Here is a 15714-nt window from a genome sequence, read left to right as displayed (position 1 = left end):
TGAGGAGGACAAAAAGGCGATCGTAACTCCTGTTTCTACTTTTACTAACGATGCGGTGGCTTCCGATAAGGCTGTGGCTTCTGAGGTGAAGGTTGAGGAGGACAAAAAGGCGATCGTAACTCCTGTTTCTACTTTTACTAACGATGCGGTGGCTTCCGATAAGGCTGTGGTTTCTGAGGTGAAAGCTGAGGAGGAGAAAAAGGCGATCGTAACTCCTGTTTCTACTTTTACTAACGATGCGGTGGCTTCCGATAAGGCTGTGGTTTCTGAGGTGAAAGCTGAGGAGGAGAAAAAGGCGATCGTAACTCCTGTTTCTCCCTCAAACAAAGATGTGCAGGCTTCAGATAAAACTGTAACGACAGTAATAGAAACTGAAACGAAAACAGTTGCACCTCAACCTGCACCTAAAAACCTTTCGACACTTGAGACAGAAACCAATAAAAATCAACCGCAACCTACTGTTACTTCTAGTCCCCAGACTGATGGCAAACCAGCAATTCCTACTCAAGAAGTTGCTCATGTTTTTCAGCCCATTGCCCATGATAGTAAGCCAGCGATTCATCCTCAAGAACTTTCTGCTATTAGTCAATCAATTGCCACCGACAGCAAGCCAGTAAATTCTACCCCAGAAGTCGCTAAGCCAGCAATTGCTACTAATAGCCAGCCAGCAATTTTTATTCAACAAGTGGCTCCTGTAACTCAACCTGTCGCACCAAATGCAATTATCACAATAGCAACAAATAGTCAAGATAAAACCAATGCAGAACCCATAAATCCGGCACAAAATGTCGGATTAAATCCGGTCGCAACGGCTACCTCATTCCATTCTCCCAAAGCATCTCAGCCCTTAGTCGGTATTATTAGCACAGGATTTAATGCCAACAATTTTGACATAGACTACAGTCGCATTAGTCTGGGAAAAGACCGCATTGCTAACGACGACAATCCCTTAATTAAATCCGGTGAAGGCAGCGAACAAGGAACTCACGTTTTAGGCTTAATTGCTGCCACTCAAAATAACAGCAAAGGCATCGATGGCATTAACACCGAAGCACCGATTTGGTTGGGTCGGGCTAGCGGCAACAACAGTTGGGCAGAATCCTTAATTGAATTTGTGGATACTGCCAAAAAATCCGGTCAACCCAATGCAGTTGTTAACATCAGTTTTGAACTAACTCAAGTTGATGCTAGCGGCAAGATAGTTTCCCGCTACGAACTGACCGAAGCAGAAAAAAATGCCCTAGAATATGCTCGCAAAAATCAAGTTGTTGTTGTCGTTCCTGCGGGCAACAATCCCCAAGAAATATCGGCTTTAGGGAAAGCATCTCTTCAGTTTGACAATATCATCACCGTCGGTGCATCTTCCGGCGGTCAAGTCACAGACTATTCCGGCACTGGCAAGGGTTTAGATATTTTAACAGAAGGAGGAACGCTAAACAATCCCGTGCGATCGACTGTCGCAGAAGGTACAGGATTGATGGCAGGAACTTCTGTAGCCGCAGCCCAAGTCACGGGTGCAATTTCTCAGGTGTGGGCAGCAAATCCCAAACTGAATTATCAGCAAGTTATTGATATAATCAAACGCACCGCAACTGATATCGCTTTGCCCAATTGGGATGCCAAAACAGGTGCAGGATTGCTGAATTTGGCAGCAGCAGTACCTCTAGCAAAAGCGACTGAAGCTAAACCGCTACCACCAGAAGCGACTGTTCAAGATGTTGTCAGCCAAATCAATAACTTAGCTCCGGAACTAGACAATGTTTTAGAGCAGTTTAACAATCAGGTTCAGCAAATTTCTACCAATCCCGACAGTGCTTTAATCGAGCCAAAACCTGAAGATGAGAAACAAGCGGCGCAAGAACTTGATGCTTTAATTGCAGATTTGCAAAAAGACATTGATGACTTGCAAAACGATCGGTTTGCTGATGTAGACGGCATTGCTAGCGAATATCAGTTTGATGCGAAAGACCAACCTTTAATCGGTATTATCGATACTGGTTTTGCCGAAAACAATCCCGATATTGACTACAGCCGGATTATCAAAGGTCGCGATTTCAATGACAGCGACGACAACCCCTTACTTCCTGCTAGCGATCCAAAGGCTGAACACGGCACTAAAGTATTAGAAGTGATCGGGGCAAAACAGAACAACGACATCGGCATCAATGGCGTAAATGATGATGCACCGCTGTGGGTTGGACGTGCTGTTGGTTCTGGGAAATGGGCTCAATCTTTGCGGGAATTTGTGGATGCTGTCAAAGTATCTAAACAGCCCAATGCTATTGTCAACCTCAGCTTTGATTTAATTGACAAAGATGGCAACACCCGCACTAAATTTACAGCAGAAGAACGAGCAGCCATTGAATACGCTCGCGAACACAAAGTCCTGATTGTAGCAGCGGCCGGAAATCAAGGTGTTGAAGGTTTATCTGCTTTGGGGAAAGCTTCGCGGGAATTCCCCAATATCATCACAGTTGGTGCGGCGGATTGGAATGGCAATCTTGCTGATTATTCCAGCTATGGTGCGGGGATAGATTTAGTTGCTTTTGGCAGTACCCCTGACAGCCAAGCAAGTTCTAATGCTAATTCAAATGAGGATTTGCTCAAAGATTTAACTCCGCTTGAACGCCAAGCTGTGGAAAAAGCGATTAAATTTAACGAAGCACCAACTGAAGATGACAAACTAACAGAAGCTGAGGAACAACTTGTCTTAGAAGCGACTAAAAAATTAGGAAAGGCGTTAGGAGATATTAAGAATCCTGATAGCAATTCAGCCGCATCAATCCCCGAAATTGTTGGTACTTCGATTGCTGCTGCTAAGGTGACAGGTGCTGCTTCCCAAGTTTGGGCGGCTAATCCGAATTTGAGCTTTGCACAGGTGAAAGCTATTCTCAAAGCAACTGCGGTGGATTTGGGTACTCCTGGGTGGGATATTCAAACAGGTGCGGGTTTGTTGAATTTGGCTGATGCTGTAGCAATGGCTAAATCTTCGCCATCTGGACTTGATGTTGCAGATAGTATTTTATCCTCTGATTTTGATGTTTCGAGTGGGGAAGGTACATCTGTGGAACGCGAGGCTTTCTTCAAAAAATTATGGAACGGAGTGAAGAAAGTCTTTAGCAAGGTGAGCGGATTTGTTGGCAAAGTGGTAGGTTTTGTTAACAAAGTAGCGGGTTTCATTGGCAAGGTTAAAGACTTTTTCTCTAAAGTTAGCGGTATCTTCTCGACAGTTGGTAAGGTATTTAGCTGGATTAGTACCAAATTCTTGGCCCTGCCTATCTTGGGGAAAGTTGGGATAGTTTTAGGAGGGATTGCTCTGGTTGGAGGTGCGATCGCAGGTTTAGTGGCATGGTTTAAGAAGAAGCAACAGCCCCCTGCACAACCACCTGTTCAAAATACCACTCCGCAGGAAATTATCGAGCTCCAAGGAATCTGGGGAGGATTGCCAACTGTACTGAAAACTGCTCTAAAAAATGGGATTAATAGTCCTTATGGACGACCGCTTTTTCAGGGAGATCCGGCTGGTATTTTGCCACTTATCCAGACTTTAACCAGTATCAATCCAGGACTGAATTCGACATCGCCACAACTTTATTCTTGGCTGTTATATGGCACGCCAGCTCAGTTTCTACCAGTTTTGCAGGGTACTGCAACAACTCCGGCACTGCCACAGGACGTTGCTAATGCTTGGAGTGTTCTGAATTCACAGCAGAAACAAGAACTTTTGAAGTTTATGCAAGGTGGAATTCCGCCGCTATATCAGCCCCTGTTTAATGGCACCGATCCTGATGGTATTTTGCCACTATTAAATGGTTTAGGTGGAATATCACCCAATGCTCAAAGCACTGTTTTGACTTTCTTACCAGGGGGAATTCCCAGTCAGTACCAGCCAAATTTTCCCTAGGGCTGGCTGATTTCCAAAATCTAATTGCATCCCAGCAATCGCAGATTCAAGGCACTCAGTCAGCCCTGCAAACCTACCAAGCTCAAATCAACGAAGCTAATGCTTTGGTTAATCAACTCGAACAGCAGCGACAGGAGGCTCAAAATGCTGCTAATTACTGGAATAGCCAGATTTATACTTGGGGAATTGTCGGCTGGCAAAGAGGTCGTTCAGGACGCCAAAATCCCATCTACGGCAGGATTTACAATCCGCAGGCGGTAGCTTATCGAAATGAGGCACAAGCGGCTGCTAATATGGCGGCTCAATACCGAGATATAGCTGCACAAAAAGCCCAAGAGTTAACTGCTGCTTTGCAGCCACAAATCACAGCGCTGCAACAGCAAGTATCGGGGCAACAGCAACAATTGCAATCGCTTGTACAACAGCAACAAACATTGCAAAATCAGCCGCAGCCCGCAATTGCTGCACCGTGATTGTTAAAGGCGATCGCCCGTCTGAGTCGCAAATTTGTAGGTTGAGGTAACAAACCACAACCTACAATCTACCCAAATTTGAAGGAATTTATATGTCTCTTCTCAAAAAAACCAAAATTATGTTGATAGCGGCTTTCATCTTGGGTATGGCGGCTAAACCCAGTTTCTCTGCCATTTTCAACGTTGCATCTGACTTTTCTGTAACTAATAACCCCAATGGCGCTTGGCGCTACGGCTGGTCATCAAGCCTTGGATCTAACTTCAACCTGTATAGCAACTCAGGAAAGTTCACTCCTACCATCGACTCGTGGTACTATCCTACAAAAGCTTGGCCGCCTTTTGTCGTCCACAACTCAACTGCAACTGAAGACAATTCTCATCCGACAATAACGTACCAACCCAGTCAATTAAGCTTTCACCCCGGTTATTACGGAGAATATAGCATTGTCCGCTGGATTGCGCCTGAAGCGGCAACCTACTCACTTGCTACAATGTTTACCGGCCTCGATCATGTTGGGCCGACTACAACAGATGTTCACGTTCTTCATAACAATATTGTACTTTTCAGTAACTTGATTAACGGCTTTGGTGCTTCTAGTACCAAGTCATTTGCGACGGCTGGGACGGTTCAAGCTGGTGACACGATTGATTTTGCTGTTGGTTATGGCAGCAACCAGACTTACTTGTTCGACTCGACGGGTCTGGATGCTACTATTTCAACGACACCCCCAGCCGTTTCCGAATCCGTACCCGAACCTTCTACTGTATTAGGTGGATTGGCGTTTAGTGCTTTTATTGCCAAAATGCGGATGAAACGCAAACGGCAACAAAAAACCCTGGCTTCCACTGGCAGTTGATAAAAAATCGCGCGATCGCTCCTCACAAACCCATCTCTTTCTCCAACCTACCCAAAGAGCGCTCGCCCTTCCCCAACCCCACCCCAAATCTCATCAAAAACTCAGAGGTAATTATGTCTTCTCAAAACATCCTGCAACAAATCAAAAACTCCCACTCCCTTTTACCAGCGAGTCGCGATCGCCTCCGATACCTACACGATCGCCCTTAGCAAAAATCTCAACAAACAGAAACCTGTGCGATCGCCAACCAACTATCTCAACAGATAAATTGGTAGCGCAGCAGCCAATACCTTGGTATTATTCCTCACTCTGCTGATTGGTATGCCTGCCAACGATCCGGCCAATATTTCTCAATGCCATTGTTGGGGCGATCGCACCTAATCCCTTAGAAACCCGGTTTCTTCTTCACGCGCGATCGCCCCTCTCCCAGAAACCGGGTTTCTCCAATAACTTTTGCATCCTACCGAAATATTTAGGAAGAAACCCGGTTTCTCGATCCACGCGAGACGCCGCATTTTCGATTATTTCCGCAGCACTGAAGTGATAATGACTGTAATAGTAGCACTAGCAATTAAAGTAAAAGCAAGTTGCACCACCCACTGAGTTGCTTGCTGGTAATTAGAAAAGCGATCGTTAAACTTCTCCGAATCCCTAGATAGCTTGTCAACTTCAGCCGATAGCTTGTCTAACTTTTCGATGACATCTGCCAGGGTTGGTTCTTTATTGGTTGTACTTGTCATTGGTTGTATTTTAACTCGCTCGATAATTCTATTGTACTATATTGCCGGAGCGATCGCGTCGATGATATGAGGGCGAGCGCTCGCACCTAATTCCTACTATTTGTCACCCACAAAAAAACCTTCCCATGCAGTGTATCTTATATTCAAGAGTAAATATAAAAGCATCGCTCCGATCGCCCTCAACACAAGATACAATTAAAGGAAGTAATCACTCCGACCATTCAGTAGGAGACAAATATGCAAACTCAAAGCAACAACGTAATGGGAAAAGTTTTCGCCACTCTGACAATCATTAATCGAGCCGACCAAATTCTAGCAGAGGCCGGAGTAAAATCAGAAGATCAAATTCGCTCAATAACTCTCAAAAATGTATTGGTAGATACGGGTGCAACTACCTTGTGTTTGCCACAAGATACGATCGCCAAACTGGGACTGAAACTCCTGAAAGAAGTAGACGTAGCCACTGCAATGGGCATTGGCAAAGCCCGAATTTTCCAAGATGCCAAAATATCCATGTTCGATCGCGAAGGAACCTTCGAGTGCTTGGAGTTACCAGGAGGTAAAGATGCTCTTTTGGGAGTCATCCCTTTAGAAGCTTTGGGGTTAGAAATCGACTTACAAAATCAAACTTTGAAGGCTTTACCCATCAGTTCTACAGAAACTTATTTGACGATTTTGTAGCGATATTTATCATTATTTAAATTAAAGAAACCGGGTTTTTCATCAGATTCAAGGCTGTGATTCAGTATTTTCGTAAAAAACCCGGTTTCTGGGTCCCTATAATTCCTATATATTAACTTTTGTTACAAAAACTCGGCTTTTGCGTAAAAATACCCCGCGAAATCCCAATACACAATAGAAGGCTTTCACCTTTGATGCAAATTCACCCCCAAAAACTATGACAGCCGCAACTATGCCGATCGCCCCCATCGCCCCTTACAGCCACCGTCTAGCCACCGCAGAAGACGCAAAGGATCTCGCCCCCCTCTGGCAAGCATTCGCCGCAGAACGCGAATCCATCGACCCCTCAATGCTGGTCAAACCTAACTTCGACTTTGAAAAATACGTCACCAACCAACTCGAAAAACCACTTTCTTTCTGCTGGTTATTAGAACATAGCGACAGCATTATCGGCTGTCTATTTATCTACTATTACGACGAAGCCCCGCCCGCCAGTCTCCCCGAATACTTGATTCAACAACACAACATTGAAAATCCGTTTCAATCCCGCCGCGTCGGTTCCGTTTTGGGGATGTACGTCCAGCCAGAACATCGGAAATCCGAAGCAATTCAAATGCTAGCAAAAGCAGCGATAGCCCATGCTAAAACCATGAAAGTCAGCGATATAGACTTGCTAATTGCAGCCGATCAACCGGGCATTCAAGCCATGTTGCAACGCGCTGGATTTACCAAAGCTGCCGTACAATATACCCGCCATTACGATATGGCAATGGATGCTGAATTACCGAGTTTACACCCGCCCCATCCCGAATTGCCCGATGTAAAATTGCCGACACCGAGAGCAATTCCGCTACGCCATCCCCAAACTAACGAACTCCTTCGCAATTCTCAAGGAGAACCTGTTTTTTTGATGCCCTTAGCTGATGACAAAGGTGAATTGCTGAAGTCATCTAGCGGTCAAACTATTTACCCCGAATTGTTGCTAGACCCCGCAACTAATTCTTGGGTTATTGATGGGGAAGACAAATTAGTGGCTTGTCCGATTTTGCGGGATGAAAATGGACAAATTGTCGAGAATCAAGACATTGTTCAATTTTATCGTCCTGCTTACCAAATTATTGATGGAAAACCTGGTCTAATGCGAGATGCGACTGGTAATTATGTATTTTGTGATGTTGAACTGGACAAACAGGGGAAAATAGTGAAAAGTCCTGATGGCTTTCCCATTTTTAAACAGCCTCAAATCCAGATTAGGACTTACGCATAAATACCAAAGAAACCGGGTTTTTTACCAGTTTTGAAGACTGGGATGCAAGATTTTTCTAAAAAACCCGGTTTCTGCGTCCAGGAATATCATGAATTATATCAAATCCGGTTGCATCGTCCTGGTATGGGCAGGGCGGGTTTATATAATTTGTCGATACTTATTAAATATCTCGGCGAACCCGCCCCTACAAAAATTTATATAATACTAGGACGAATCAAACGGAAATGATATTACGCACTCCGACGAAAGAAACCGGGTTTTTTACCAATTTTTAAGGCTGGGATGCAAGATTTTCGGAAAAAACCAGGTTGCTGCGTCCAAAACTATACTTATTCACATCAGGATCGCCTTTCGTTCAGCTATGACATAATCCGGCACCCAAAATCTATCTACAGACATCAGAATAGCTACAGGCATAAAAATATCAACATCGTCTCCCATCTCTTCCGTGGGCAGCAAGCCAAACAATTCATCATCTTGGTTAACGTAGGCTAAGATATTATCAAAATCCTCTAAAAGTTCGTCCGGGTAAATGCAGTGGATTCCTCCTTCATCTTCATAATATTCTTCTTCGTGAGGCAAGAATTGCGACGGTTTGAGTTCGGCAATCAGATAGCCTAGCTTGTGAAATTCTGCTTCAGGAACGATCGCCGCTACATCTTCCCCGGCTTGCTGCAAGAGAATCCGATCGCCCTTTAACATCACTCGTTTAATTGTGGCGATCGCATTTTCGCAAAATTCGTCAGCAGTTAACCGGAAAAACCCCTCGCAGCCGTGAAGCGCAGCTATCGGGCTCTTAATCGCCCGTTTTGCCCCCGCAGCCTCACCCACAACAGAATTTTGACAATTGTCCAGGGCGATCGGTAAAATTACAGGTACGATCGAATTATTGTCAGCAGCATTAAATCCTTCAGTCATTAGTTCCCAAAATTTACACAATTGTTGACAATATTGCACAATAGATAAAATTGTAAATATATAGCACCTGCGTTTTTTTTGACCGCTTATGAATAGCAGATTCCTCGATCGCCTCCACCACCCCTCACGCCCCGTCATCGTCTTCGACGGCGCGATGGGAACCAACCTGCAAGTCCAAAACCTCACCGCAGAAGACTTTGGCGGCAAAGAATACGAAGGCTGCAACGAATATCTCGTCCACACCAAACCCGAAGCCGTCGCCAACGTGCACCGGGGATTCCTGGAAGCAGGGGCCGATGTCATCGAAACAGACACCTTCGGCGGGGCTTCCATCGTACTCGCTGAGTACGATTTGGCAGACAAAGCATATTATCTCAACAAAACTGCCGCCGAACTCGCCAAGGGTATCGCCGCCGAATTTTCCACGCCAGAAAAACCTCGATTTGTCGCAGGATCGATCGGGCCAGGCACCAAATTGCCAACATTAGGACACATTGATTTTGACACTCTCACCGCCGCTTTTGCCGAACAAGCAGAAGGACTTTATGACGGCGGCGTTGACTTATTTATTGTCGAAACTTGTCAAGATGTGCTGCAAATTAAATCAGCATTAAATGCCATTGAAGAAGTATTTAAGAAAAAAGGTGCGCGAATTCCGTTAATGGTATCAGTCACAATGGAAGCCACCGGCACAATGTTAGTCGGTTCCGACATCAGCGCCGCCCTCGCGATTTTGCAGCCGTACCCGATCGACATTTTAGGCCTCAACTGCGCCACCGGGCCCGATCGCATGGCCGAACACGTCAAATACCTTTCCGAACATTCGCCCTTCGTCGTTTCCTGCGTTCCCAACGCCGGTTTACCCGAAAACATCGGCGGCCACGCGCACTACAAACTCACGCCAATAGAATTAAAAATGGCCTTGATGCGCTTTGTCGAAGACTTAGGCGTGCAAGTCATCGGTGGCTGCTGCGGCACACGCTACGATCACATCCGCGAACTATCAGAAATTGGCAAAACTCTTAAACCAAAAATTCGCGAAATTACTTGGGAACCTTCCGCCGCTTCAATTTACACCGCCCAACCCTACGAACAAGAGAATTCCTTCTTAATTGTCGGCGAAAGACTCAACGCCAGCGGTTCCAAAAAATGCCGCGATTTGCTAAACGCCGAAGACTGGGATGGTTTAGTAGCAATGGCCAGGGAACAAGTGCGAGAAGGCGCGCACATTCTCGATGTTAACGTTGATTATGTCGGCCGCGACGGCGTGCGAGACATGAAAGAATTAGTTTCCCGCGTTGTGACTAATGCCACTCTCCCTTTAATGCTGGATTCCACAGAATGGGAAAAGATGGAAGCCGGCTTAAAAGTTGCGGGCGGCAAATGCTTGCTGAATTCCACTAACTACGAAGACGGAGAACCGCGTTTTTATCAAGTTTTGGAGTTGGCGAAAAAATACGGCGCGGGCATAGTTATCGGTACAATTGACGAAGACGGGATGGCCAGAACTGCTGACCAAAAATTTGCGATCGCCCAACGCGCCTATAACGCGGCCGTCGCCTACGGAATTCCCGCCGAGGAAATCTTTTTTGACACCCTAGCATTGCCCATTTCCACCGGGATTGAAGAAGACAGAAAAAACGGCAAAGCTACCATCGAATCCATCCGCCGCATCCGCCAAGAATTACCAGGATGTCACGTAATTTTAGGAGTTTCTAACATCTCCTTCGGCTTGAATCCGGCGGCGCGGCAAGTTTTGAATTCCATGTTTTTGCACGAAGCAATGCAAGCGGGGATGGACTCGGCAATTGTCAGCGCCAATAAGATTTTGCCCCTGGCGAAAATCGACCCCAAACACCAAGAAATCTGCCGTAAACTGATTTACGACGAACGGGAGTTTGACGGCGAAATTTGCGTTTATGACCCCTTGGGCGACCTGACAACGGTGTTTGCGGGCAAAACTACCAAGCGCGATCGTACAGAAGACGCAAGCCTCCCGGTAGAAGAACGTCTCAAGCAGCACATCATCGACGGCGAACGCATTGGGCTCGACATCCAACTCGCCAAAGCATTAGAAACCTATCCACCCCTCCACATTATCAATACCTTCTTGCTAGACGGCATGAAAGTAGTCGGAGAATTGTTCGGTTCGGGACAAATGCAACTGCCATTTGTATTGCAGTCAGCAGAAACCATGAAAGCGGCAGTTGCCTATTTAGAACCGCACATGGAAAAGTCCGAATCCGGGGACAACGCCAAAGGAACATTTATCATCGCTACTGTCAAAGGCGACGTTCACGACATCGGCAAAAACTTGGTTGATATTATCCTATCAAACAACGGCTACCGAGTGATTAACTTGGGTATTAAACAGTCGGTTGACAATATCATCGAAGCTTACGAAAAGCACAAAGCCGACTGTATCGCGATGAGTGGCTTGCTGGTAAAATCCACCGCCTTCATGAAAGAAAATCTGGAAGTATTCAACCAGAAAGGAATCACGGTTCCGGTAATTTTGGGCGGTGCGGCTTTGACTCCCAAGTTTGTACATGAAGACTGCCAAAATACTTATAAAGGTAAAGTCATTTACGGCAAAGATGCGTTTTCAGACTTGCACTTTATGGACAAACTCATGCCAGCCAAATCTGCTGGTAAATGGGAAGATTTGCAAGGATTTTTAGATGAAATCGGGCAGGATAATGGGGCGGTTAAAGAAGCTAAAGCGGCGCCCGAAACTTCTGTAGAAGATGCCAAGAAAGCAGACACTCCTGTGGTGATAGATACCAGGCGATCCGAAGCAGTGGCACCAGATATCGATCGCCCGACTCCTCCTTTCTGGGGAACGAAACTGTTGCAGGGAGAAGACATCCCCTTTGAGGAGATTTTCTGGCACTTAGATTTGCAAGCCTTAGTTGCCGGTCAGTGGCAGTTCCGCAAGCCCAAAGACCAATCGCGGGAAGAATACGATGCTTTCTTAGCGGAAAAAGTTTATCCCATCTTGGAAGAATGGAAACACAAAATTATCACCGAAAAGTTACTGCATCCGCAAGCAATTTACGGGTATTTTCCCTGTCAAGCTGAAGGCAATTCTTTGTATTTGTACGACCCAGAAATCATGGATGGCGGGGAAACAATAATCAATGGCGGGCAAACAATAATCAGTGGCGGGCAAACAATAATCAGTGGCGGGCAAGATGCCCGCCCCACAACAGAAAGTGGCACAGGCATCTTGCCTGTGGCTGCAACAGAAAGTGGCACAGGCATCTTGCCTGTGGCTGGAACAGAAAGTGGCACAGGCATCTTGCCTGTGGCTGGAACAGAAAGTGGCACAGGCATCTTGCCTGTGGCTGCAACATTGACATTTCCCCGCCAAAAATCGGGGCGCAGGCTGTGCATTGCCGACTTTTTCGCGCCCAAAGAATCCGGTAAAATCGATGTATTTCCGATGCAAGTAGCGACAGTGGGAGAAATTGCTACAGAGTACGCGCAAAAGTTATTTGCTAACAATCAATATACCGACTATCTCTACTTTCACGGATTAGCGGTACAGACAGCGGAAGCAATTGCAGAATGGACTCACGCGCGAATTCGGCGCGAATTGGGATTTGGTAGCGAAGAACCGGACAACATTCGCGATATGCTAGCGCAAAGATATCGCGGTTCACGGTACAGTTTCGGCTATCCCGCTTGTCCCAACATGGCGGATCAGTACAAGCAACTGGAATTGTTAAAGTGCGATCGTATCAACCTCTACATGGATGAAAGCGAACAACTTTATCCCGAACAATCAACAACCGCAATTATCACCTATCACCCAGCCGCCAAATACTTCACCGCTTAATTTCTAGGGTGCGCTATAAGCACCTTTCTCTCGTTTTTCTCGTTCCTTCTCCTCGTTCCCAGGCTCTGCCTGGGAACAAAGAGCCGGAGGCTCTGCCTCCATTTAAAAACCTGGAGGCAGAGCCTCAAGAAATGCGTTCCCAGGTAGAACCTGGGAACGAGAAACCAACAAAAAAGCACCTTAAAAAAAGTGCTTTCCTAAATATGAAATTTCCGTATCTGACGAAACATTTATGAGTAATTCCGGGGAGTGCGGGCGCCGGCAGATGCTCCTACCATCGAAGCAACTAAACCCAATAGTGAGCCGAACAAAAATGACCAACCAGCTTTCGCGGCATTACCAGCAATATTGCGAGTATCCTGAGCAGATACGTTAGGTGCTCGGTTCGGCAAATCGACCCCACCTTGCTGCGCTTGATTAATTGCTTCTCCCGCATTGGCAGCTATGACGCCAAAAGTACCGGCCACGCCATTTGCTAACAGCCAAGAGCCAATTGTTAAGGTGGTTGCCCACAAAATTGCTCCGTTCAAAAGCGCTGTGTTGCGATTCATTGGGCCACAAGCGCGAGCAGTTACCCAACCGCCAACGGCCAAGCTAATTAACAAACTGATAATTGACCAAATTCCGACGCCGGTACCCACGTCTCCTGAAATACTGCGCGGAGCTCCTGAATTAGCAATGTTGCTCAAGCCGATCGCAGCGCCCAATGCACTTAACACCAGTTGTGTGCCGATCGCAATTACCAAACCTGAAAAAATCGGGCCCCAACGTACTCGATCGTGGTATTCCATCACTGAATTTACGACCACGGGTTCGGTACCAACGTTATCTACAGGTCTATTTACGTATGACATAGGTTTTTTTTTCCTCTTAGAGTTGCTTTAATTTTTAACAATCTTTCACCTAAGCATTGATTGTGGCTGAGATTGATAGAAACTATATCTGCCTGGGGAAATAACCAGTATCTATGTCTGAAGAAATAAACGAAAAAGTCATCAGCCCTCAGCCAGCCGCTATTAGCTAATGACTGATGACTGATGACTGATGACTGATAACTATTTTATCCCGTTAGAAAAGTTCCCGGATGTATACAGGAAATGCGGACGTATACAGAAAATACAGCTTAACGCAATCTTACAGCCGTTCCCACGGCAGTAATCAGCAGCAAAGCCCCGCTGGAGTCTACATTAATCGTGCCGGTGTCAACTTCCACCCCGATTACGGCATTGGCGCCGAGGCGCTGGGCCCGTTTTTCCAGTTCCGCGAGGGCATCTCGCTGTCCTTTGAGAAACACTTCCTCGTAACTGCCGGTGCGCCCGCCGATGATGTCGCGAATGCCCGCGAAGAAGTCTCGCAGGGCATTGGTGCCGTAGACCACCTCAGCAGTTACAATTCCCAGGTAAGATTGAATTTCTGCTCCTTGGATGATATCAGTTGTTGTTACAATCATCAGTTGGCCTCAATCGCGAAAATTTTGAGTGTGTCTTGTTCTGTAGATTTACTACATCTAGCCGCTCAAACATTCCTGGTAAACCCTAAGCTGTCAGCTTAACAAGGTGACAGCCACTCGCTCTTCCATTCCACACACTCTTTGAAACAAATGGCCGTGTACAAACAAAGTCTCTTGGTATTCAGTACGTTGCTAGTAGCAGGATTGGCTGTCGCAGCGCCGCAGATAGCGCTCTCAGCAGAAACAGTCGTTCAAGTCAACCCTCAAAATGATTCAAATTTAGATGCTCTGCTGCGACAAGGGCGCGAGTTGGTAGATGTAGGAGACTACAGTAAGGCGATCGCCATTTATCAGGAAGCGGCGCGTTTAGATACGGAAAACCCCCGCATTTTTTCGGGTATTGGCTATTTAGAAGCGCGTCAGGGCAATTATCAAGCCTCAGTAGAATTTTACCAACAAGCGATCGGTCTCGAACCCAACAATGCTGACTTCCAATACGCATTAGGGTATGCTATGGCGAATTTGCAAAACTATCCCGCAGCAGCCACAGCTTACCGCCGCGCCGCTGCGCTCGATCGCAAAAATGTCAATGCCCGGATCGGTCTCGGAGTGGTACTCTTTCAGCAAAAAGATTACAGCGGTTCTTTTAAAGCATACCAAGAGGCGATCGCCCTCGATCCGAAAAGTTGGCAAGCTTATTCTTCAATGGGTTTAGTATTGATCCAGCAGAGAAATTTTGCCAGTGCTGTCACCGTACTCCAACAAGCAGCCGAACTCGCTCCCAAACAAGCAGGTGTCCAGTTAAAATTAGGCACTGCTTTGCTGCGGGCCGGCTATACTTCCGAAGGGCTAGCAGCTTTTGAAGAAGCTGCCAAATTGGAGCCCCGGAATCCAGAAGTGCAGCTAGAAATTGGCGAACTTCTCAAGGGTCAAAACGACTTAGACGGAGCGCTGGTAGCTTATCAGCGGGCTATTGCGGTGCGACCTAATTTAGTGGAAGCACACGCAGGAATTGGGGAAATTCAACTGAAAAAACAAGATTTTTTAGGAGCGATTACCACTTTTCGTCGAGTGATTAAGCTCGATCCAAACCGGGCAGAAGCTTATTACAATATGGGTACGGCACTCAAAGCGCGCGATCGCAAATCCGAAGCAATTGAAGCTTTTCAAAAAGCCCTCGACACTTACCGCCAGCAAGGAAACAATGATGGTGCAACAAAAGCTGAGGCGGCATTGCGGGAACTGAAGTAATATTTCTCAAGGTACTAATTGGTAATTGGTAATTAGTTTTGAGTTTTGAGTAAGTAATTTTTGTAGGGCTTAACCCTTCCAATCCCAGGGTAGCCAGGAAGGAAACAATCTCAAAACTTTTTTTATTTCCTCTTACCTCTTGCCTCTTGCCTCTTCCTTCATTTAAAAAACTCGGCTCGATATGGCAGATATTGCTGATGCTTAAGTTTTGTGTTAATCGCAGAGAAACGCGACTAAATGGGGTATGATACTGGGGCCAGTTTTGACTCCGGCGATCGCTCTTAAAATCAGAGAGAAAATCAGGGCGATCGCAGTTAAAAATTTGCTACACG

Annotated in this window: 11 protein-coding genes; 7 read left to right on the top strand and 4 right to left on the bottom strand. The window is 46.2% G+C overall.

Annotation, left to right across the window (positions count from 1 at the left end; genetic code table 11):
• From QUB35_RS24080 to QUB35_RS24070, 3 genes are all read left to right on the top strand, one after another.
• On the top strand, positions 1-3904 hold a 3904-nt coding region (locus QUB35_RS24080), incomplete at its 5' end, for a S8 family serine peptidase (RefSeq protein WP_333144204.1).
• 104 nt (positions 3905-4008) lie between these two features.
• Positions 4009-4377, top strand: coding sequence for a hypothetical protein (locus QUB35_RS24075; protein ID WP_333144203.1), 369 nt, complete (start codon positions 4009-4011; stop codon positions 4375-4377).
• A gap of 92 nt (positions 4378-4469) precedes the next feature.
• Positions 4470-5234 carry a hypothetical protein gene (locus QUB35_RS24070; protein ID WP_333144202.1) on the top strand — a complete coding sequence of 255 codons (765 nt, stop codon included), beginning with the start codon at positions 4470-4472 and terminating at the stop codon, positions 5232-5234.
• 521 nt (positions 5235-5755) lie between these two features.
• Here the strand turns inward: QUB35_RS24070 and QUB35_RS24065 are convergent.
• Positions 5756-5974 (bottom strand): hypothetical protein, encoded by a 219-nt coding sequence (locus QUB35_RS24065; protein ID WP_333144201.1) that lies wholly within the window; start codon positions 5972-5974, stop codon positions 5756-5758.
• Between the two features lie 237 nt (positions 5975-6211).
• On the opposite strand from QUB35_RS24065, the gene QUB35_RS24060 reads away from it, so the two are divergent.
• The gene (locus QUB35_RS24060; RefSeq protein WP_333144200.1) at positions 6212-6655 is read left to right on the top strand and encodes a retroviral-like aspartic protease family protein; all 444 of its coding nucleotides are present in this window, start codon (positions 6212-6214) and stop codon (positions 6653-6655) included.
• Positions 6656-6872: 217 nt separating this feature from the next.
• Positions 6873-7922, top strand: a complete 1050-nt coding sequence (locus QUB35_RS24055; protein WP_333144199.1) for a GNAT family N-acetyltransferase — start codon at positions 6873-6875, stop codon at positions 7920-7922.
• A gap of 333 nt (positions 7923-8255) precedes the next feature.
• Here QUB35_RS24055 and QUB35_RS24050 read toward each other — a convergent pair whose 3' ends face one another.
• On the bottom strand, positions 8256-8840 hold the full coding sequence (locus QUB35_RS24050) for a type II toxin-antitoxin system Phd/YefM family antitoxin (RefSeq protein ID WP_333144198.1): 585 nt from the start codon (positions 8838-8840) through the stop codon (positions 8256-8258).
• 88 nt (positions 8841-8928) lie between these two features.
• On the opposite strand from QUB35_RS24050, the gene metH reads away from it, so the two are divergent.
• Positions 8929-12681, top strand: coding sequence for a methionine synthase (metH, locus tag QUB35_RS24045; protein ID WP_333144197.1), 3753 nt, complete (start codon positions 8929-8931; stop codon positions 12679-12681).
• Between the two features lie 230 nt (positions 12682-12911).
• Here the strand turns inward: metH and QUB35_RS24040 are convergent, their stop codons facing one another.
• Both QUB35_RS24040 and QUB35_RS24035 read right to left on the bottom strand, forming a co-directional pair.
• Positions 12912-13535 carry a hypothetical protein gene (locus QUB35_RS24040; RefSeq protein ID WP_333144196.1) on the bottom strand — a complete coding sequence of 208 codons (624 nt, stop codon included), beginning with the start codon at positions 13533-13535 and terminating at the stop codon, positions 12912-12914.
• A 269-nt stretch (positions 13536-13804) separates the two neighbouring features.
• The gene (locus QUB35_RS24035) at positions 13805-14131 is read right to left on the bottom strand and encodes a YbjQ family protein (protein WP_172184303.1); all 327 of its coding nucleotides are present in this window, start codon (positions 14129-14131) and stop codon (positions 13805-13807) included.
• A 150-nt stretch (positions 14132-14281) separates the two neighbouring features.
• On the opposite strand from QUB35_RS24035, the gene QUB35_RS24030 reads away from it, so the two are divergent.
• Positions 14282-15382: a tetratricopeptide repeat protein gene (locus QUB35_RS24030; protein ID WP_333144195.1), complete on the top strand. Its 1101-nt coding sequence runs from the start codon at positions 14282-14284 to the stop codon at positions 15380-15382.
• Positions 15383-15714 lie beyond the last annotated feature (332 nt).

The sequence above is a fragment of the Microcoleus sp. B13-B6 genome (assembly GCF_036705405.1).
Classification (GTDB): Bacteria; Cyanobacteriota; Cyanobacteriia; order Cyanobacteriales; family Microcoleaceae; genus Microcoleus.
The sequence above is the reverse complement of the archived record's forward strand: the minus strand, read 5'-3'. Positions and strand labels throughout refer to the sequence as shown.